Origin of the sequence: Nocardioides sp. Root122, assembly GCF_001425025.1 — a bacterium.
Lineage (GTDB): Bacteria > Actinomycetota > Actinomycetes > Propionibacteriales > Nocardioidaceae > Nocardioides.
Window position 1 is genome coordinate 116,209 of sequence record NZ_LMDE01000010.1, and the last position, 19,451, is coordinate 135,659.

At 74.0% G+C, this 19,451-nt stretch carries 17 protein-coding genes; 8 read left to right on the top strand and 9 right to left on the bottom strand.

What is annotated here, in order from left to right; genetic code table 11:
- Positions 1-2: 2 nt before the first annotated feature.
- Together benC and ASC64_RS09780 are read left to right on the top strand one after the other, a co-directional pair.
- Entirely contained in the window at positions 3-2,657 is a 2,655-nt protein-coding gene (gene benC / locus ASC64_RS09775; protein ID WP_056907358.1) for a benzoate 1,2-dioxygenase electron transfer component BenC, read from the top strand.
- Positions 2,658-2,696: 39 nt separating this feature from the next.
- A complete protein-coding gene (locus ASC64_RS09780) occupies positions 2,697-5,402 on the top strand; it encodes a helix-turn-helix transcriptional regulator (RefSeq protein WP_056907359.1) in 2,706 nt (901 codons plus the stop codon).
- A 26-nt stretch (positions 5,403-5,428) separates the two neighbouring features.
- Here ASC64_RS09780 and ASC64_RS09785 read toward each other — a convergent pair whose 3' ends face one another.
- The 9 genes from ASC64_RS09785 to ASC64_RS09825 all read right to left on the bottom strand — a co-directional run bounded on the left by ASC64_RS09785 (position 5,429) and on the right by ASC64_RS09825 (position 13,015).
- A complete protein-coding gene (locus ASC64_RS09785; RefSeq protein WP_056907360.1) occupies positions 5,429-6,601 on the bottom strand; it encodes an endonuclease/exonuclease/phosphatase family protein in 1,173 nt (390 codons plus the stop codon).
- Between the two features lie 100 nt (positions 6,602-6,701).
- On the bottom strand, positions 6,702-8,051 hold the full coding sequence (locus tag ASC64_RS09790) for an MFS transporter (RefSeq protein WP_056907361.1): 1,350 nt from the start codon (positions 8,049-8,051) through the stop codon (positions 6,702-6,704).
- 92 nt (positions 8,052-8,143) lie between these two features.
- Positions 8,144-8,704, bottom strand: coding sequence for a nuclear transport factor 2 family protein (locus ASC64_RS09795; RefSeq protein ID WP_056907362.1), 561 nt, complete (start codon positions 8,702-8,704; stop codon positions 8,144-8,146).
- A 1-nt stretch (position 8,705) separates the two neighbouring features.
- Positions 8,706-9,347: a 3-oxoacid CoA-transferase subunit B gene (locus ASC64_RS09800; protein ID WP_056907363.1), complete on the bottom strand. Its 642-nt coding sequence runs from the start codon at positions 9,345-9,347 to the stop codon at positions 8,706-8,708.
- On the bottom strand, positions 9,344-10,144 hold the full coding sequence (locus ASC64_RS09805) for a CoA transferase subunit A (RefSeq protein ID WP_056907364.1): 801 nt from the start codon (positions 10,142-10,144) through the stop codon (positions 9,344-9,346). Before ASC64_RS09805 ends, ASC64_RS09800 begins: the two co-directional genes overlap by 4 nt.
- Positions 10,141-10,914: a 3-oxoadipate enol-lactonase gene (gene pcaD, locus ASC64_RS09810; protein WP_056907365.1), complete on the bottom strand. Its 774-nt coding sequence runs from the start codon at positions 10,912-10,914 to the stop codon at positions 10,141-10,143. The genes ASC64_RS09805 and pcaD overlap by 4 nt, the downstream gene beginning before the upstream one ends.
- Positions 10,914-12,128 (bottom strand): acetyl-CoA C-acetyltransferase, encoded by a 1,215-nt coding sequence (locus tag ASC64_RS09815; protein ID WP_056907366.1) that lies wholly within the window; start codon positions 12,126-12,128, stop codon positions 10,914-10,916. Before ASC64_RS09815 ends, pcaD begins: the two co-directional genes overlap by 1 nt.
- Positions 12,129-12,137: 9 nt before the next feature.
- The gene (locus tag ASC64_RS09820) at positions 12,138-12,467 is read right to left on the bottom strand and encodes a hypothetical protein (RefSeq protein WP_056907367.1); all 330 of its coding nucleotides are present in this window, start codon (positions 12,465-12,467) and stop codon (positions 12,138-12,140) included.
- Positions 12,468-12,586: 119 nt separating this feature from the next.
- Entirely contained in the window at positions 12,587-13,015 is a 429-nt protein-coding gene (locus ASC64_RS09825; RefSeq protein WP_056907368.1) for an adenylyltransferase/cytidyltransferase family protein, read from the bottom strand.
- Positions 13,016-13,092: 77 nt separating this feature from the next.
- On the opposite strand from ASC64_RS09825, the gene ASC64_RS09830 reads away from it, so the two are divergent.
- The 6 genes from ASC64_RS09830 to ASC64_RS09855 all read left to right on the top strand — a co-directional run bounded on the left by ASC64_RS09830 (position 13,093) and on the right by ASC64_RS09855 (position 19,439).
- A complete protein-coding gene (locus ASC64_RS09830) occupies positions 13,093-13,623 on the top strand; it encodes a hypothetical protein (RefSeq protein WP_056907369.1) in 531 nt (176 codons plus the stop codon).
- An 81-nt stretch (positions 13,624-13,704) separates the two neighbouring features.
- A complete protein-coding gene (locus ASC64_RS09835) occupies positions 13,705-14,589 on the top strand; it encodes a LysR substrate-binding domain-containing protein (RefSeq protein ID WP_056907370.1) in 885 nt (294 codons plus the stop codon).
- A gap of 88 nt (positions 14,590-14,677) precedes the next feature.
- Positions 14,678-15,904, top strand: coding sequence for a glycoside hydrolase family 16 protein (locus ASC64_RS09840; protein WP_056907371.1), 1,227 nt, complete (start codon positions 14,678-14,680; stop codon positions 15,902-15,904).
- A 150-nt stretch (positions 15,905-16,054) separates the two neighbouring features.
- Positions 16,055-17,422, top strand: a complete 1,368-nt coding sequence (locus ASC64_RS09845; protein WP_235563638.1) for an MBL fold metallo-hydrolase RNA specificity domain-containing protein — start codon at positions 16,055-16,057, stop codon at positions 17,420-17,422.
- Between the two features lie 112 nt (positions 17,423-17,534).
- Entirely contained in the window at positions 17,535-18,488 is a 954-nt protein-coding gene (locus tag ASC64_RS09850; RefSeq protein ID WP_056907373.1) for a universal stress protein, read from the top strand.
- Positions 18,489-18,539: 51 nt separating this feature from the next.
- Positions 18,540-19,439, top strand: coding sequence for a universal stress protein (locus ASC64_RS09855; RefSeq protein WP_056907374.1), 900 nt, complete (start codon positions 18,540-18,542; stop codon positions 19,437-19,439).
- Positions 19,440-19,451 lie beyond the last annotated feature (12 nt).

The following is a 19,451-nucleotide window of genomic DNA, read 5'->3' on the forward strand; positions in this document are numbered from 1 at the left end:
CCATGAGCAGCCACCAGGTCGCCCTCGCCTTCGAGGACGGTGTCACCCGCTTCATCACGTGCGCGGAGGACCAGACCGTCGCGGACGCGTCCTACCGCGCCCGCATCAACATCCCGCTGGACTGTCGCGACGGTGCCTGTGGCACCTGCAAGGCGCTGTGCGAGTCGGGGGACTACGACGGAGGCACCTACATCGAGGACGCCCTGTCGCCCGACGAGGCGGCCGCCGGCATGGTCCTGCCCTGCAGCATGAAGCCGCGCTCGGACCTGGTGCTCCAGATCGCGAGCACGTCGGCGGTCGCCAAGACCCGGGCGGCGACGTACAAGGCCACGATCACGCGGCTCGAGCGGCTCTCACCGACGACGGTGTCGCTCACGGTGGAGACCGACGAGCGCGACGACCTCGCCTTCCTACCCGGGCAGTACGTCAACATCGAGGTGCCCGGCACGGGGGAGTCCCGGTCCTACTCCTTCAGCACCGCCACCGACGACCGCTCGCTCGGCTTCCTGGTGAAGCTCACCCCGGGCGGCGTGATGTCGACGTGGCTGTCGGAGCAGGCTGCCGTCGGCGACGAGGTCAGCTTCACCGGGCCCAACGGCAGCTTCTTCCTGCGCGAGGCCGAGCGCCCCCTGCTGCTGATCGCCGGGGGCACCGGACTGGCGCCGATCCTGTCGATCCTGCGCACCATGCGTGCGAGCGGCAGCACCCGGCCCACGCACCTGGTCTACGGCGTCAGCACCGACGACGACCTCGTCGAGCTGGCCGAGCTCGACGCCCTCGCGTCGGAGCTCCCTGCCCTGACGTGGGACCACTGCGTCTCCGACCCGGCGACCAGGGCCGCCCACCAGGGCTACGTCATGGGCCTCATCGGAGCCGAGCACCTGCACGAGGGCGACGTCGCGGTCTACCTCTGCGGTCCGCCGCCCATGGTGGAGGCGGTGCGCGGCCACTTCGCCGACCAGGGCATCGAGCCGACCGGCTTCTACTACGAGAAGTTCGCGCTGTCCGGCACGGGCACCGCCGTCGAACCGGGCATCGAGCCGGGCGTCGAGCAGGGCGTCGAGCCGGGCGTCGAGGTCACCGAGGCGCCAGCGGATCCGGAGCCGCAGGTGCGGGAACCGGTGGGCGCGCGGGGCGCGGTCCCCCTGGTCCACGCGGCCGACGACGAGTCCCTGGTCGTGGGCTTCGCCGGGCGCTCGGTGGCGGGGCAGGAGCTGTTCCCGGCCCGCGAGCTCGTCGGGCTCCGGGGCGGGGTGGCCCCCGATGCAGCTGCGGTCGCAGCGACGGCTCGTACGCTCGCCGGCCGGCAGGCCTTCCCGGCGCGTGAGGTCACCGCGCTGGTGGCCCCGCCGCTCGAGGAGGCCGTCGCGGGCGGGACGACCGACGGCTACGAGATCGGTGAGGAGCACCCATCGGTGCACGCCTCGGACGCGATCTTCGAGGCCCGGATGGCGCTCGAGCTCGGCGCGCTCGACCTGGTGCTCGGCCGGATCAGCTCGCGCCAGGTCGCCGGCTACCGGCTGCTGGCCGAGGGCTGCGCGCCGTACGTCGACGGCGACCGCTTCGTCGACGCCGCGGCGTACACCGACACCAACGCCGCCTTCCACGACTACCTGTTCACCCTCACCGGCAACGAGCACCTCCTGCGCGCCTACCAGGCCCTCGGGGTCAAGGGCAGGATGGAGGAGGTGCTCAAGCAGGCCACGTGGTGCCACCCGCTCTGCGTGCAGGACCACCTCGACATCGTCGACGCGATCGAGCGCGGCGACCGCGCTGCGGCCCGCCAGCTCGTCAGCGCCCACGCGGACCGGTCGAAGACCACCATGCGCCGCGCCATGGACGCGAGCCGGACCTCCGAGCGCCCGCGCTTCACGACCCCCGGCCGCTTCGCCGGCAAGGTCGTCGTGGTCACCGGTGCCGCCCAGGGCATCGGTGAGGCCGTGGCCCGCCGGATCAGCGCGGAGGACGGCCGGCTGGTGCTCGCGGACCGCTCCGAGCTGGTCCACGAGCTCGCCGAGGAACTGGCTGCCACCGGCCGGGGAGCACTCGCGGTGGTCGCGGACCTCGAGGCCTACGACGGCGCGACCACGGTGGTCGCGCAGGCCGTGGCCCGCTTCGGCCGGGTCGACGTGCTGGTCAACAACGTGGGCGGTGCGATCAACTTCAAGCCGTTCACCGAGTTCACCGACGCCGAGATCAGCGCCGAGGTGCAGCGCTCGCTGATGACCACGTTGTTCTCCTGCCGGGCCGTGCTGCCGGGGATGGTGGAGCGCGGCGCGGGCGTCATCGTCAACGTGTCGTCCGCCGCCACCCGGGGCATCCACCGGATCCCCTACTCCGCGGCCAAGGGCGGGATCAACGCGATCACCGCCTCGCTCGCCCTGGAGTACGCCGACCACGGCATCCGCGTCGTCGCCACCGCCCCGGGCGGCACCGAGGCCCCGCCGCGGCGCATCTCGCGCGGCACCCCGGTGCCGCAGGACGAGCGCGAGCAGGAGTGGTTCCAGGCCCACATCGACCAGACCCTGTCGCACTCGCTGATGCGTCGCTACGGCTCGCTCGACGAGCAGGCGGCGGCGATCACCTTCCTCGCCAGCGAGGAAGCCTCCTACATCACCGGCACGGTGCTTCCCGTGGCCGGCGGTGACCCGGGCTGAGGTCCCCGTCCCGGGTCAGGTCAGGTCTACCGTGACTGCGTGACCGACGCCGACGCGACGCCCGTGCTCGTGGCGCGCGACGCCCAGCTCGCCGACCTGCAGCAGCGCCTGCGGCAGGTCGGCGAGTCCGGTCCCGGACTCGTCGTGGTGACCGGCCCCCGGGGCACGGGCACCACCGCGCTCGTGCGCCGTCTTGCTGCCGAGCACGCCGCAGCGGGCGGGCGGTGCCTGCGGGCCCAGGCCGTGCCGTGGGAGGCGGACGTCGCACTCGGCGTGGTGGCGCAGCTGCTCGGCACGCCGCCCCGGTCGCTCGCCGTGGGCACGGCCGCAGCGGAGCTTGCCGACGCCGTCGCCGAGGAGGCGGACCCGGTGCTCGTCGTGGTCGACGACGCGGGCCACGCCGACCCGGCGTCGCTGCAGGCGCTCTGGAGCGCCGTACGCCACCATCCCGAGGCACGCGTGCTCGCGGTGCTCGCCGTGTCGGCGCCCGTGACGTCGCCCGGCGCTGCGGAGGTGATCGATCGCGTCGCCGATCGCGTCGTGCTGGCGCCGCTCGACCCCCGTGACGTGCAGCAGCTGGCGGCGCTCGCCGGCGTGGCGCTGCACCCGAGCCTCGCCGAGCGGCTGTGCCGCTTCACGTCCGGTCGGCCCGGCGCGGCCCTCGAGCTGCTGGCCGAGCAGCCGCCCGAGCTCTGGGCCGATGTCGCGCCCGCACTCCCGCCTCCCGCCCGCGTGGCCGCCGACGTCGCGGCGCGGCTCACCTCAGCGCCTGCCCCGGCCCGGGCCATGGCCGAGGCAGTCGCCGTGCTCGGCGGCGCACCCGTGCCGCTGGCGGCGGCGCTGGCCGGAGTGGCCGAGCCGCTCGCGCCCGTGGACGAGCTGGTCGGGGGCGGTCTGGTGCGCTGGGTCGAGCACCTCGGTGCCGCACGCGTCGAGCCGAGCGGTCCGATGGTCGCCGCCGCCGTCCTGGCCTCGATGGGCCGGGTCCGGCTCGCCGAGCTGCACCGCGCGGCCGCGGCCCTGGTCGAGGACCCGGTGGCACGTCTCGACCACCTGGCGAGCGCCACCCCGACGGCCGACGCCGGCCTCGCCGACGAGCTGGACGAGCTGGCAGCGGAGCGGGCCAGGACGGGGGAGTGGGGCGCGGTCGCCCAGCTGCTGTCCAGCGCCGCGCGCCTCAGCGCCGAGCGCGGGACGCGCGAGGACCGGCTCTCGCGCGCCTTCGACGCGCTGGTCGGCTCGGGCGACACGCTCGGCGCCGCCGCCGCTGTCGCGGAGGTCGAGAGCCTCCGCGAGACCCCGCTGCGCAACGCGGCGCTGGGCTACCTCGCGATCGTGCGGGGGCGCTCGGCCGAGGCGGAGGGCCGGCTGGTGCGGGCGTGGGACCTGGTCAACGTCGAGCGCGACCCCGACGTCGCGGCCCTGATCTGCCATCGCCGGGTGCTGCACAGCCTGGCCCGCTGCCGCGGCCAGGACCTGGTCGACTGGGCGGACCGCGCGCTCGCGCTCGCCACCCCGGGGTCACCACCCGCCGTCGAGGCGGCCGCCATCCGCGGCCTGGGCGTCGCCGGCACGGGTCACGGCGCGCAGGCGCTCGCCGACTACGCGACCCTTGCCGAGCAGGTCGGTCACGGCGCCCAGGCGCAGCGGGTGGCGATGGGCCGCGGCTGGACCGCCCTGGCCCTCGACGAGGTCGACGTGGCCCGCGAGGCGTTGTCGTCGGCCGTCTCGACGGACTTCCTCGGCGGCTCGACCCGGATCGCTCTGTGGGCGCACGCCTGGCTGGCCCGCGCGCACTTCGTGAGCGGCGACTGGGACGACGCGGTGCGCACCGCGGAGCGGGGCGCGGTCCTCGCCGAGCGCACGGGGATGCGGCTGATCGAGCCGTTGCTCGCCTGGACCCGCGCCCAGGTGCACGGCCTGCGGGGCGAGTGGGCACGCGCCGACGAGGCGGTCCGCCAGGCGGCCGCCGGCCCACGGGACTACGAGATCATGCGCGTCGCGGCGGCGCTGGCTCGCGCGAGCGTGGCCGAGGCGCGCGCCGACTACGCCGGGGTCCTCCGCGCGCTCGACCCGCTGCGCCAGCCGTGGGCGGGAGGCAGCATCGACGAGCCGGGCGCGTGGCCCTGGGCCGACGTGTACGCCAACGCCCTCGCCATCGAGGGTCGCCACGAGGAGGCGGACGCGTTCCTGCGCCCGCACGAGCAGCTGGCTGCCGAGCGCGGCCACCGCTCGGCCGGCGCGCGACTGCGCTACGCCCGCGGCCGGGTGCTCGCCGCAACCGGCGACCTCGACGCGGCGCGCGTCGCGTTCGAGGAGTCCGCCGACCTCCTCGAGGACCTGCCGCTCCCGTACGACCGGGCGCGGACGCACTTCGCCTGGGGCCAGACGCTGCGTCGCGCGGGGAAGCGGCGTGAGGCCGACCCGGTCCTGCAGACAGCGCGCGACCTCTACGCCCGCCTCGGCGCGACGACGTACGTCGAGCGCTGCGACCGTGAGCTGCGCGCCGGAGGCGTCCATGCCGGCCGCGCCGCGGTCGAGCGGGACGCCGTGACGCTGACGCCGCAGGAGGAGCTGGTCGCCGACCTGGTCGCGCGCGGGATGTCCAACCGCGAGGTGGGGACGGAGCTCTTCGTCTCGACCAAGACCGTGCAGTACCACCTCACCCGGATCTACGCGAAGCTCGGCATCCGTTCGCGCGGCGAGCTGGCCGCGGTCCGCGCCGGCACCACGCCCGGGGCCTGAGCGGTCCTCCTACGGGTGGCGGGCGGTCACCGGCAGCGACGGGCGGGGATGACGACCCGCGCCACCACGCCGGCGTGGTCGGAGGGCCAGAGCCCGGAGGCGGTCATCTCCGCGGGGTCGTCGCCGACGATGTCGACGCGGGGGGCCTTGACGCCCTCGCCGAGCAGGACGAGGTCGATCCGTTCGGTGAGCGGGTTCGTGGGATCGGTCAGCGTCGCGCCGAGGCAGCACGTGAACCCGGGGTCGCCGGGGTGGCTGCGCGTCCAGGCGTCCGTGCCGACGCCCGCCAGCAGCGTGGAGTACGCCGCCGCCACCGGCGCGCGCGAGTTGTAGTCGCCGACGTAGACCATCGGCAGGCTCCCCGACTGGGTGGCGATCGCGGCCTGGGCGGCCAGCAGCTCACCTGCCTGGGCGACACGCACCTGCTCGGCGTCGACGCCCGGGATGCCGAAGGCCTCGAGGTGGGAGTTGACGAAGCGGAAGGTCGCCTTGCCGACCCGGACGTCGGCCGATCCCCAGCCACGCGCCACCGGCAGCGTCGAGGCGCCGAAGGGGAAGCTGACGATGTTCTGGTAGGTCCCGGTGCGGGCGTTGGTGGCGGTCACGCCGCTGCGGGCGATCACGACGTCGCGGTCCGCGAGCTGCACGGCCCGTGTGGGGAAGGTGGCGGTGGGGCTGGCCAGGACCGGGATCGGCGGCGAGGAGAAGTTGTGCGCGATCGCCCCGGCCACCTCGTCGTAGTCAGCACCACGGGCTGCAAGGGCGTCGAGCAGCAGGTCGAGGAAGTCGTAGGCCACCGTCGGGCTGCTCACCGTCCTGGTCTGCGGGTTGTAGGCGAAGGTCGTCCAAGTGGTGACCTCCTGGAGCCCGACCACGTCCGCGTCCGCCGCGATGATCTCGTCCGCGATCGCACCCATGCGCTCGGGGGGCAGCGTCGCCTGCACCGCGCCCCACGTCCGGGTGGCCGCCCCGACGATGGTCGCGTCGTTGCCCGTGGCGAGGGCAGTGAGGATCGGACCGAGGTCGGCGCCGAGGTAGAGGTTGCGCGTCATCACCGTGGCGCTCCGGGCGGGCGTACCGCCGTGGCCTGCTCCTGGCGGCCCTGCCTGGGCGCTCGCGCCGGGCGCCAGTGCGGTGGCCAGCGCGAGCGCCGAGGCGACGAGGGCGAGCAGGGCGTGGTGGCGGCGCGGACCGGTCATCCTCGGACGCTCGCACCACGCCGCCTTGGAGGCAAGACCCACTTTGGGGCAAACCCCTCCGTGCCCTCCGTGCCCTCCGTGGGCGTCCTCGCGGACGGGGTCAGCCCTCGCGTGCGTCCGAGAGGCTGCCGCGGGACGTCTCCGGCGCGAGGAGCGCGGACACGAACGTGATGCCGGCCAGCACGACGACGTAGATGCCGACGGGCCACGAGGCGCCGTTCGCCGAGGCGGCGAGGCTCACCGCGATGAGCGGTGCGAAGCCGCCGAAGATGATCGCGGCGAACTCCCGGCTCACGGCCGCGCCGCTGTAGCGGCTGGCGGTGCTGAAGAGCTCGGACAGGACCACGCCCTGCACCCCGAACATGATGCCGACGCTGCCGCCCTGGGCGAGCGCGAGGGCCAGCATCGCCAGGACCGGACGGCCGCTGTCGACGAGCACGAAGAACGGGAAGGCAAACGCGATCGCGTAGAGCGCGCCGACCATCAGGACCGGGCGGCGGCCGAACCGGTCGGAGGCGATGCCGGCCAGCGGGGCGGTGATCATCACGACGAGGCCGGCGATGAGGAGCCCGGTCGTGCCGGTGACGCGGTCGTAGCCGTGGTCGGCCATGTAGGAGAGCGCGAAGACCTGGTAGAGGTGGCTGAACGAGAGCGGTGCTGCGACCAGGCCCATCACCAGCAGCATGCTGCGCCACTGGGTCCGCACGAGCGTGAGCAGCGGTGCCTTCGCGGGAGCGGCGTCGTCGACGACCTCCTCGAAGGCGGGCGTCTCCTCGAGGCGGAGCCGGATCCAGAGGCCGAGGGCGATCAGCAGCATGCTCGCCAGGAACGGCAGTCGCCAGCCCCAGGCGGCGAACTGGGCGTCGCTCGTCACCGAGGTGGTGAGCAGCAGCGCGCCCGACGACAGCACCAGGCCGAGGTAGACGCCCGCGGCGGAGAACGAGCCGAAGAAGCCGCGGCGTCCGGGCGGCGCGTACTCGACGGCGTACACCGAAGCGCCGCTGTACTCCGCCCCGGAGCCCATGCCCTGCAGCAGGCGCAGCACGACCAGGAGCACGGGGGCCGCCATGCCGATCATCGCGTGCGAGGGGATCAGCGCCATCGCCGTCGTGGAGAGCCCCATCAGCATGAGGGTCGCGATCAACGCGGGCCGGCGGCCGTGCTTGTCACCGATGTGGCCGAAGACCATCGCGCCGATCGGCCGGGCCACGAAGCCCACGCCGAAGGTGGCCAGCGAGAGCAGCAGCGAGGTCGAGTCGGAGGCGCTCGGGAAGAACACCTGGCCGAAGACCAGCGCGGCGGCGGCGCCGTAGAGGAAGTAGTCGTACCACTCGAGGGCCGAGCCGAGGAGCACGGCGGTGCAGACCCGCGTGAGCGTACGACGGTCCGCGACCGGCGCTGCTCCCGTCGGTGTCGGCGGCGAGGTGGGCGGCGTGAGGGTGTGCGTCATGGAGGTCTCCGGATCGGGGCAGGGCGCGCGAGGGCGCACTCGGATGGCGCCGGCACGTCGTCGTGCCGGGGCGGGACTCGTCGTTGCTGGGATCAGGCGGACGGTGAGATGTCGGCGGGGAGCCGTTCGAGGGTGCGGGCATCGGCCGCGGCGCGCGCGGGTGCCCAGCCGTAGCGACCGGGGGCCCAGTCCTCGTCCCCGGGCACCCAGTAGAAGAACGTCACGCGACGCTCGGCGAAGCGCCACCGGCCGTCGTCACCACGGACCAGCTGGTCCTGGTAGCGCCCGGCGGCGACGTGGGCGCGACCGTCGACGACGCACGGCTGGTCGAGCCACGTCGCTCCGGTCGCTGCGTGGGCGGGTGTGCCCACGAGGTCGATGGTCTCGTTGGACGAGAAGTGCCACCAGGCCGACAGCGGGCCGTCCTGGAGGTCGGCGAAGAAGGTGCGCAGCTCGTCGTGGCCGCGCGCGGTCGAGAGGCCGACGAACGCGCCGTCGGGGGTGAACAGGTCGACCAGGTCGTCCCATCGACCGTCGTCGAGGGCCTGGCAGTAGTGCGCCCGGAGCTGCCCGATGGCGTGCAGGTCCTCCAGTCGGCGCACGCGCGCGGCCAGGCCCTCGTCCTGCACCTGCTCGACGCGCTGGGTGGTCATGTCAGACCCCGACCGGCACCCGGACCGGGGCACCGGTCCGATCGGCGATCTCCTCGACGGTGACGCCGGGTGCGAGCTCGACGAGGTCGAAGGCGTCGCCGGCGACGTCGAGGACGCCGAGGTCGGTGATCACGCGGTCGACGACGCGGCGGCCGGTGAGCGGCAGGTCGCACTCCGCGACGAGCTTGTGGCTGCCGCTGCGCGAGACGTGCTCCATCAGCACGATCACCCGGCGGGCGCCGCTGACGAGGTCCATCGCGCCGCCCATGCCCTTGACCATCGAGCCGGGCACCATCCAGTTCGCCAGGTCGCCCGCCATGGAGACCTGCATCCCGCCCAGCACGGCGGTGTCGATGTGGCTGCCGCGGATCATCGCGAAGCTCAGCGAGGAGTCGAAGAAGGACGCGCCGGGCAGGACGGTGACGGTCTGCTTGCCGGCGTTGATGAGGTCGGGGTCGACCTCGTCCTCGTAGGGGTAGGGGCCGACGCCGAGGATGCCGTTCTCGGCGTGCAGCGTCACCGTCGAGTCCGCCGGCAGGTGGGCCGGGATCATGGTCGGCAGGCCGATGCCGAGGTTGACGTACTCGCCGGCACGCAGCTCGAGCGCGGCGCGCGCGGCCATCTCGTCACGGGTCCAGCTCATGCGGACACCTCCTCGGGTGCGGGTCGGGGCCGGGTGGTGAGCTTCTCGATGTCCTTCTCGTGCGCCTGCGCGGGCGTCAGCTCGACGATGCGCTGCACGAAGACACCAGGGAGGTGGACGTCGTCGGGGGCGATCTCGCCGATCTCGACGACCTCCTCCGCCTCGACGATGGTCAGGCGGCCGGCCATCGCGGCCGGGATGTTGAAGTTGCGGGCCGAGGCGTGGAAGACGCAGTTGCCGGCGCGGTCGACCGTGGCGGCGCGGACCAGCGCGACGTCGGTGACGATCGACTCCTCGAGCACCATGTCGACGCCGTGGAAGGTGCGCACCTCCTTCGGCTCCGAGGCCAGGGCCACGGTGCCGTCGGGGTGGTAGCGCCACGGCAGGCCGCCCTCGGAGACCATCGTGCCGACGCCGGTCGGGGTGAAGAACGCGCCGATCCCGGCACCGCCGGCGCGAAGCCGCTCGGCGAGCGTGCCCTGCGGGGTGAGCTCGACGGTCAGCTCGCCGGCGAGGTACTGCCGGCCGAACTCCTTGTTCTCGCCGACGTACGACGCGATGACGCGGGTGATCCGGCGGGCCTCGAGCAGCAGGCCGAGCCCCGCGCCGTCGACGCCGCAGTTGTTGGAGACGACGGTGAGGTCGTCGGCGCCCTGCTCGAGCAGTGCACCGATCAGCGTCCAGGGGATGCCGACCAGGCCGAAGCCGCCGACGGCGAGGCTGGAGCCGGGCGCGATGTCAGCGACGGCGTCGTCCGCGCTGGGGACGACCTTGTCGATCGTGTTGCCCGTGCTCATGACTCCACTCCGAGGTGCTCGAGGATCGCGGAGGCCACGGCCTCCGGCTGCTGGGTGGCGGCGAGGTGCGCCGCGTCGGGTACGACGACCAAGCGGCCGTCGACAACGCCGTCGGCGATCTCGCGGAGGTACGACGGCGGCGTCGCCGGGTCGTCCGCGCCGGCGATCGCGAGGGTCGGGGCCGTGACCTGTGCCAGGTCGGGCCGAAGGTCCATCGCGGCGATCGCCTCGCACGAGCCGGCGTACCCCTCGGCGGAGGTCGCGGCGCACATGGCCACGTGCTGCTCGCGGACGTCGGGGTGCTGCTCGAGGTGGTCAGGGGTGAACCAGCGGCTCACCACCCCCTCGGCCACCGACGCGGTGCCCTCGGCGCGCACCTGGGCGGCGCGCTCGGTGTAGGCCGGGCCGACGTCGAGGAAGGCGGCGGTGCACAGCAGGACGAGGCGGTCGACCCGCTCGGGGTCACGGGCAGCCAGGCGGATGCCCATCATCCCGCCGAGGGAGAGGCCGACGAGGTGGGCCTTCTCGACGCCGAGGGTGTCGAGCAGGGCGACGTGGTCGTCGGCCAGGTCGTCCATGGAGTAGGGGCCGGGGGCCTCGGGCGACTGCCCGTGGCCGCGGGTGTCATAGCGGACGACGCGGAAGTGCTCCTCGAGCGCGGGGAGCACGCCGTCCCACATGCGGAGGTCGGCGCCCATGGAGTTGGACAGGACCACGACGGGCGCGTCCTCGCGACCGGTGACGACGTGGTGGACCGCGACGGCGCTCATCACACGACCCGCTCGAAGATCGCGGCGAGGCCCTGGCCGCCGCCGATGCACATGGTCTCGAGGCCGTAGCGCGACTCGCGGCGCTGCATCTCGTGGGCCATCGTGGCCAGGATGCGCGCGCCGGTGGCGCCGACCGGGTGGCCGAGCGAGATGCCCGACCCGTTGGGGTTGAGCCGCTCGTCGGTGGGGTCGACCTTCCACTCGCGCAGGCAGGCGAGCACCTGCGCGGCGAACGCCTCGTTGAGCTCGATCACGTCGATCTCGTCGAGGGTGAGGCCGGCGCGGTCGAGGGCGGCGGCGGTCGCGGGGACCGGCCCGATGCCCATCACCTCGGGGCCGACGCCGGCGACCGCCCACGACCTCAGCGCGAGCAGGGGACGCAGGCCGCGGCGCTCGGCCTCCTCACGGGTGGTGACGACGCACATCGCGGCGCCGTCGTTCTGGCCGCTGGCGTTGCCCGCGGTGACGGTGGAGGCGGGGTCGAGCTTCTCGCGCACGGGCTTCAGCGCGGCCAGCTGCTCGAGGGTGGTCTCGGGGCGGGGGTGCTCGTCGCGGTCCACGACCACGTCGGGCTTGCCGCGACGACCCGGGACGGTGACGGGCACGAGCTCGTCAGCGAACCGGCCGGCCTCGTGGGCGGCACCTGCGCGCTGCTGGGAGCGGACCGAGAGCTCGTCCTGCTCCTCGCGCGAGATGTCGTACTCCTTGCGGAGGTTCTCGGCCGTCTCGAGCATGCCGCCGGGGACCGGGTGGTCCTTGCCGCCGGCGGTCTCGCGGGCCCGGACGAGACGGTCCATCAGCTCGACCGACCCGCCCCTGACCCCGGTGCGCAGGCCGAGGGCGTAGTGCTCGACGTTCGACATCGACTCGGCGCCGCCCGCGACGATCACCGTGCCGGCACCGCTGGCGATCTGCGCGGCGGCGTAGAGCACGGCCTGCAGGCCGGAGCCGCAGCGGCGGTCCAGCTGGAGGCCGGGCACGCCGGTGCCCAGGCCGGCGTCGAGGGCCGCGATGCGGCCGATCGCCGGGTTCTCGCCGCTGGGGTAGCAGTTGCCGAGGATCACGTCGTCGACGTCGCCCTCCTGCAGGCCGGTGCGGCGGACCAGCTCGGCGAGGGTGGTCGACGCCAGGTCGACGGCGGACAGCGAGGCGAACGCGCCGCCGTAGCGACCCACCGGGGTGCGCACGGGTTCACAGATGACGATGTCGGGCATGGATCGAACCTAATCGTGACGTTCGATACAGTGAAGTATCCGTTTGGCGCCGACTGAGACGTCAGACGTCTTGAACGCCTTCGGGCACGTCCAGCCGCGGCAGCGTCGGCCACGTTCGCTCGCCCAGTGGAACCAGCTGTCGACGCCGGCCGGCGGCCCGGGCACCGGCGCGTAGGAGAGCTCCTCGGCCGTCGGCGGGTGGTACGACGCCAGCCACCGGTCGTGGTCCTCGTCGGTCATCGCGAAGGTGGTCTCCGGCGCCGTCTCCCACCGGGCGCTGGACCGGGCCCGGCGCTCTGCCTCGTCGATCGCCAGGTGGTGCACCGGCTGGGACGTCACGGGCTCGATGGTGGCACGACAGCTCGGCGGCGCGTCGGACGACCAGAAGTCGTCGGCGGCCGTCCGGTTGAGCGTGGAGGTGGCCGCAGGCGGGAGGTTGTGGTCGTCCGACGCGCCGGTCAGGTCGCGGCCTCGCGCACCCGGCGGATGATCTCGGTCGTCGACAGCCCGCTGGTGCGGGGGACGGCGACGTAGCGCCCGGACGCCACGGCCGGGCCGTAGATCGAGGCGGCGCCCTCTGGCGTCAGGTCGTCGCCGTGGACGACGGTGGTGATGCGGTGCTCGTCGAGGAACTCATGGGTGACCTCGAACGGCGCGTCCGGGACGACCTCGTCGACCCAGCGGCAGGCCTCGATCACTGCCACCCGCTCGGCGAGCGTCATGATCGGGCGTCTCTTGTACGCCGCCGCGGTCTCGTCCGACAGCACGCCGACGACCAGCCGGTCGCCGTGGCTGCGTGCCTCCCGCAGCAGGGCGACGTGGCCGGCGTGGAAGAGGTCGCCGACCATGTCGACGTACACGCGGGTGGTGGTCCGGTCGTCCGACATGGCGGCGAACCTACCTTCGACCCTTGCGGTGAGTGGCGACGCAGCGCGACGATGGCGGTCCCGGGGGAGGGAGCGTCATGGACGTACGCAGAGCAGGTGGTCGAGCACTCGTTGCGGGCGCGGTCGTCGCGGCGCTGGGGCTGCCCGGCGCGGCACGAGCGGACACGGGGTCGTTCGACGACCCGGTCGGGGACGCGACGTCGGTGGACATCACCCGGGTCCGCGTCGCCCACGAGAACGCCGTGAAGGTCAGCGTCCGGTCGGCCGTCCCGCTGGCGGCCGGACAGGTCTACCGGTTCTGGATCGACACCGGGCGCGGACCCCGGCCGACGTACGCGGTGGAGTTCCGCGCGAACTCCGACTTCGGCGGCCAGCTCGCCGTCGTGGAGTCGTTCGGCCAGCGCCCGTCGCGCTTCGTGCGATGCCCGGGCCTGCGGGCGCATGCCGACATGTTCGACGACCGGCCGGTGTGGGTGCGGGTCCCACGCACCTGCCTGCGGGAGCCGAACAGGGTCCGGGTCGCCGTGAGGTTCGCGGACGAGATCGCCGGTTCGGTCGACTGGGCGCCGGCGCGCCGCACCTTCACCCCGTGGATCCTCGGCGGCTGAGGGCGAGGACCGGCTCGCGGTGCCCAGTGATACGCAGCAACGTCCGTTCTCGCGGGACTGGAACCCTGCGAGTATGAGTGGATGGAACTGCGCCACCTCCGCTACTTCGTCGCCGTCGCCGAGCAGCGCCACTTCGGCCGGGCCGCCGAACGGCTCCACATGGCGCAGCCCCCGCTCTCCCAGCAGATCCGCCAGCTCGAGGCGGAGCTCGGCGTCACCCTGCTGACGCGCACCACCCGCCGGGTGGACCTGACGCCGGCGGGCGCTGCGTACCTCGACCACGCCCGCGAGATCCTCGCCGCGGTCGACGAGGCGGGCGCCGTCGCGGCCCGGATCGCCGCCGGCCGGACCGGGCGGCTGATGGTCGGGTGCGTGGGCTCGGCGACGTACTCGCTCCTGCCGGCCCTGGCGAAGCGGATGCGCAGCGAGCTGCCCGACGTCGACTTCGGCTTTCGGGGCGAGATGCTCTCGCCCGACCAGGTCGCCGCCCTGCACGACGGGTCGCTCGACCTCGCCCTGCTGCGCCGGCTCCCCGACATGACGGGCCTCGCGGTGACCGACGTGCGCCACGAGCGGCTGATCGTCGCGCTCCCGCAGGAGCACCGCTTCGCCGACCGCAAGCGGCTGCGGGTCGCCGAGCTGGCGGGGGAGGGCCTGGTCATCCACGCAGGCAACGGACGATCGGCCATGCACACGCTGGTCCACGACCTGTTCACCGACGCCGACCTCGAGCCGCAGGTCGAGCACCAGGTCGCGGAGACCTCGACGCTGGTCACCTTCGTCGCCGCGGGCCTCGGGGTTGCGATCGTCCCCGAGCCGACGGCAGACCTCAACGTGCCCGGCGTCGTCTACGTGCCCCTCGTCGGCACGCCCGGCGTGGACCTGGTCGTGGCCACGCGCGAGGGGGACGCCAACCCGGTGCTCGCGCGGACGCTCGCGCGGCTGGAGGAGCTCGCAGGCACGTGACCGGGGACTCGGCCCCTTCGGACAACCAGGACGGCCTCCGCTGCGTCACACCGCCGTCAGCACGACCCGTTCGAACCGAAGGTCCGCCATGCCAGCCCCCACGCACGCCCGCCGCCTCCTCGTGGGCAGCCTCGCCCTGCTCCTCCCCACCGCACTGCTCGCCTGGTCCGCTCCCGGCGCGGCCGGCGACGAGGCGGAGGAGGTCCCGCCGAGTGTCTCGGTGCGCAAGGTCGGAGGACAGAAGATCCGGCTGGAGGCGCTGCCCCCGGTCGTGCAGTTCGGCGGGCAGGTCGCCGACCCCGACCGCGCGTCGGCCGCGGTCACCGCGACGGTGCGCCCGGTCCGGGTCGGTCGCCGGGTGCAGCTCCAGGTCCGGTCCGGCGACGCGTGGCAGGTCGTCGCCACCCGACGACAGGACGCACGGGGGCGCGCGCAGTTCGCCGCGGCGGCCGTCGTCGACGGTCGGCCGCTGTCGTACCGGGTCAGGGCGATGCGTTTCGGCGGCCTGAGGTCGCGCACCAGCACACCGGTGAGCACCGCCCGCTGGATCGAGCCGACCTGGACCGACGAGTTCTCCGGCACCGAGCTCGGCCGGCAGTGGAGCACCCGCGGCCGTGAGCACGGGATGGGCAACCGTCGGTCCTGCTCCAAGGGGGACCCGCGCGCCGTCAGCGTCGGCGGAGGAGCGGTGCGGCTCAGTGTCATGAAGGACCCCGACGCGACGACGCGGTGCCGGATCAAGGGTCGTGACGCGACGTCCGGCCGCTACGCCTACCGCCTCAGCGGCCACATCGGCACGCAGGGCGAGTTCTCCTTCCGGTACGGCGTCGCTGCCGCGCGGGTGAAGTTCCAGCAGCTCCGCGGCCAGCACGGCGCCTTCTGGCTGCAGCCGACCGGCGGGATGTACCCCGGCGCCCTCGGCAGCGAGATCGACGTCGTGGAGTACTTCGGCGACCACCACCCGCAGGGCGGGCTGGCCACCTTCATGCACCGCTACGACGGCCGGCGCCGGGTGTCCACCGGTGGCTGGGTCACCGACTCCGCGTCCTTCCTGCGGAGCCGGCGCGACGGCTGGTCGAAGAACTACCACGTGTTCTCCGTCGAGTGGACCCCGCGGCTGCTGGTCTTCCGCATCGACGGTCGGGAGACCGGCCGGATGACCCGTGGTGTGTCCGCGGAGCGGCAGTTCCCGATCCTGAGCCTGATCGCGGCCGACTACGAGGTGCCCCGGATCAAGGAGAAGCGGCTGCCCCAGCACATGTACGTCGACTGGGTCCGCGTCTGGGAGACGGGACCCGACCTGCCGCAGGGGTGACCCCGGCGGGACCTGCGACCCCCTGGGGAGCGGCAGGTCGGCCCTGTCCACGGGCCCCGGCGTGGTCCACGCTGGAGTGAGTCGAGCTGGAGGTGCCGCATGATCCCCGGTGGTGCATCAGGACGCAGGCGCCATGCCGCACAACCTGCGATGACGTTCCTCGGAGCGGTCGGCACGGTGACTGGGAGCCGCTTCCTGCTGGAGGGGCCGGACAGCCGGATCCTCGTCGACGCGGGTCTCTACCAGGGGCTCGCGGTGCACCGGCGGCGCAACTGGGACCCCTTCCCGGGGGACCCGGCCGGCCTCGACCACGTGATCCTCACGCACGCCCACCTCGACCACGTCGGCTACCTGCCGCGGTTGGTCAAGGACGGCTACCGGGGGCCCGTCACCTGCACCCGCGAGACGGCCGAGCTGGCCGCGATCGTGCTGCGCGACAGCGCGCACCTGCAGGAGGAGGACGCGAGGTATGCCAACTCTGCCGGCTTCTCCAAGCACGACCCGGCGCTCCCGCTCTACGACAGCCGGGACGTCGAGCGTGCCCTCGGGCTGTTCGAGCCCGTGGACTACGGCGCACCCGTGGCGCTGGCCGGCGGCGCCGTCGCCACCTTGCGCTCCGCCGGGCACATCCTCGGCTCGGCCACGGTCGAGGTGGCGATGGGTGCGCACCACGTCGTCTTCAGCGGCGATCTGGGGCGCGGCCACCACCCGCTGCTCCGTCCGCCCGACGACCCGCCACCGGCGGACACGGTGGTGGTGGAGTCGACCTACGGCGACCGGACCCACCCGGTCCCCGATCCGCAGGTGCTCGCCGACGCGATCACCCGCACGGTGGAGCGCGGCGGCACGGTGCTGATCCCTGCCTTCGCGGTCGACCGCACCGAGCTGGTGCTGCTGGAGATCCGGCGGCTCGTGGACCAGGGACTGGTCCCCGACGTCCCGATCCACGTCGACAGCCCGATGGCGCTCGCGAGCCTCGACGTCTACCGCGGCGCGGCAGCCCGCGGTGGCTCCCAGTTCCGCGACGACGCCCGCCACCTGATGTCCGACCTCGACGTCCGGAACGTGCACACCGTGCACGACGCCGCCGGCTCCGAGCGGCTCAACAGGCCGGACCGGCCGTGCATCATCATCTCGGCCTCGGGCATGGCCACCGGCGGTCGGGTCGTGCACCACCTCGCCCACCAGCTGCCCGACCGGCGCAACTGCGTGGTCCTCACCGGCTACCAGGCCGAGGGCACGCGCGGTCGGCAGCTCGCCGAAGGGGCACCGCAGGTGAAGATCCACGGCCGCTACGTCCCCGTGCGCGCGGAGGTCGTCGACGTGCCGGACTTCTCCGTGCACTCCGACGCCGACGAGACGCTGCAGTGGCTGAGCCGCTCGCCGCGACCGCCCCGCACCGTGTACGTCGTCCACGGTGAGCCGCGCTCGGCCGAGGCACTCGCTGCCCGCATCGCGCGCGAGCTGGGGTGGACGGCGGTCGTCCCGTCGTACGGCGAGCGGGTCCTGCTCGACTGACGCGCCCCGGCCGGGCACTTGGTCCCGGGACCCGGGTTCCTCCGGCCCTGCCGGCGCGCACCGGACCGGTCGAGGCTGGAGGTGGGAGAGGAACCCAGCAGGAGGTCAGGAGATGTCCAGCAGCACACGGTCCGAGCACCGCACCGAGGACGTGCTCGTCGGCGTGGACGGCTCGTCCGCGAGCGCGCACGCGATCCGCTACGCCACGGCCGAGGCGGCCCGCAGCGGCGGCGCCGTCGACGTGGTCCACGTGGTCCCGGACGTCGCACCGATGAACGGCTTCTACCCGGTGCCGCCGGACGAGCTGATGGACGCCGGCGCAGCCGCGCTCGACGCCTCGCTCGAGCAGGTCGGCCCACGGCACGACGACGTCCCCCTCCGCCCGCACGTGCGGCGCGGCCCCGTCGTCGCGACGCTGGCCGAGCTGGGGCGCGAGGCCCGCATGATCGTCGTGGGCAGCGACCGCCGGCCGGTCTCGATGCGCCTGCTCACCGGCAACGTCTCCACCGGGTTGTCCGCCCGCGCGGCCGTCCCCGTCGTCTCCGTCCCCGACACGTGGTCGCCCGAGCAGTCCACGGGCGTCGTGCTGGTGGGGGTGAAGCACCCCGACCACGCGGACGCGCTGCTCGCGGAGGCGTTCGAGGTCGCGCGCCAGCGGCACGGCCGGCTGCTCGTGCTCCACGCCTGGCGGCTCCCGATCGCCTACGACGACCTGCTGTCCGGCGACATCGGCACCCTCAAGGACTGGGCCGCGCGTGCCGAGCGCGAGCTCGAGGAGGTCGTCGCGCCCTGGCGGGCGAGCCACCCCGAGGTCGACGTCGAGGTGCGGGCCGTGAACGACCAGGCGGCGCACGCGCTGGTCGTCGCGTCCGAGGAGGCCGACGAGGTCGTCGTCGTGCGCCGGACCCACGGCGTGCCGGCCGCGACGCACCTGGGCTCGACGGCCCGCGCCGTCCTGCTCTACGCGCACTGCCCGGTCCGGGTCGTGCCCGCGGTCCACGTGCCGATGGTGCTCGACCTCGACCTCGAGACCGCCGGAGCCGCGCTCAAGCGGGCCGGCTCCTGAGCCCCGGGCCCGCACACCAGGGCCACGGGGACACCACCCAAGGAGGACACCATGACCACCACCACCCCGGTCACCGACCACCCGTCCGCTGGCAAGCCCCGGATCGTCGTCGGAGTCACCGGCCCCGAGCGGGAGCGGGCCGCCCTGCGCTACGCGGCCGAGTGTGCCCGGAGGGACGGAGCGGAGGTCGTGCTCGTGCACGCCGTCCACCCGCCGTACCCGGCACCGCCGCCGAGCGTCCTGCTGACCCTCGACGCCACTGCCGACGTCGGCCCCTGGGTGGTCCAGGAGGTCAGCCGCGAGTTCAAGGAGCTCACCGCAGGTGCGGTCGAGTTCCGGGCGATCTGGCGGGAAGGACCGCCCGCGCGGGTGCTGGCCGAGCTGAGCCACGACGCCCGCCTCGTCGTGGTGCAGCACCGGCACCCGCACGGCCTCGGTCGGCTCTTCACCGGCTCGACGGTCAACGGCCTGGCCGCGCATGCGGCCTGCCCGGTCGTGTCCGTGCCTCCGGACTGGACGCCCGGCACGGCGCCCAACGAGGTCGTCGTCGGCGTCCACGAGGAGGGCGGGCCGCGTGACGTGCTGGAGACGGCGTTCGGCTGGGCCGCCGCCACCCGTGCCTCGCTGCGCGTGGTCCACGCCTGGCGTCTCGACGCCGTCTACGACGACATCATCACCCGCCGCGTCACCGCGGAGTGGCGCGAGGAGGAGAAGACCCTCCTCCGCGAGGCCGTCGCCGACCTCGCGCAGCAGCACCCCGACGTACGCGTCGAGCTCGAGGTCCGCCACCAGTGGCCGAGCGACGTGCTGGTCGACGACTCGCAGGCCGCCGCGCTCGTGGTCGTGGGCCGGCACGGTCCGCGGCCCTGGGAGCCGCACCACCTCGGGTCGATCGCGCGCACGGTGCTGCGCGAGGCGAGGTCGCCGGTGATGGTGGTGCCGCTCGGCTGATGCGGCGGCGGC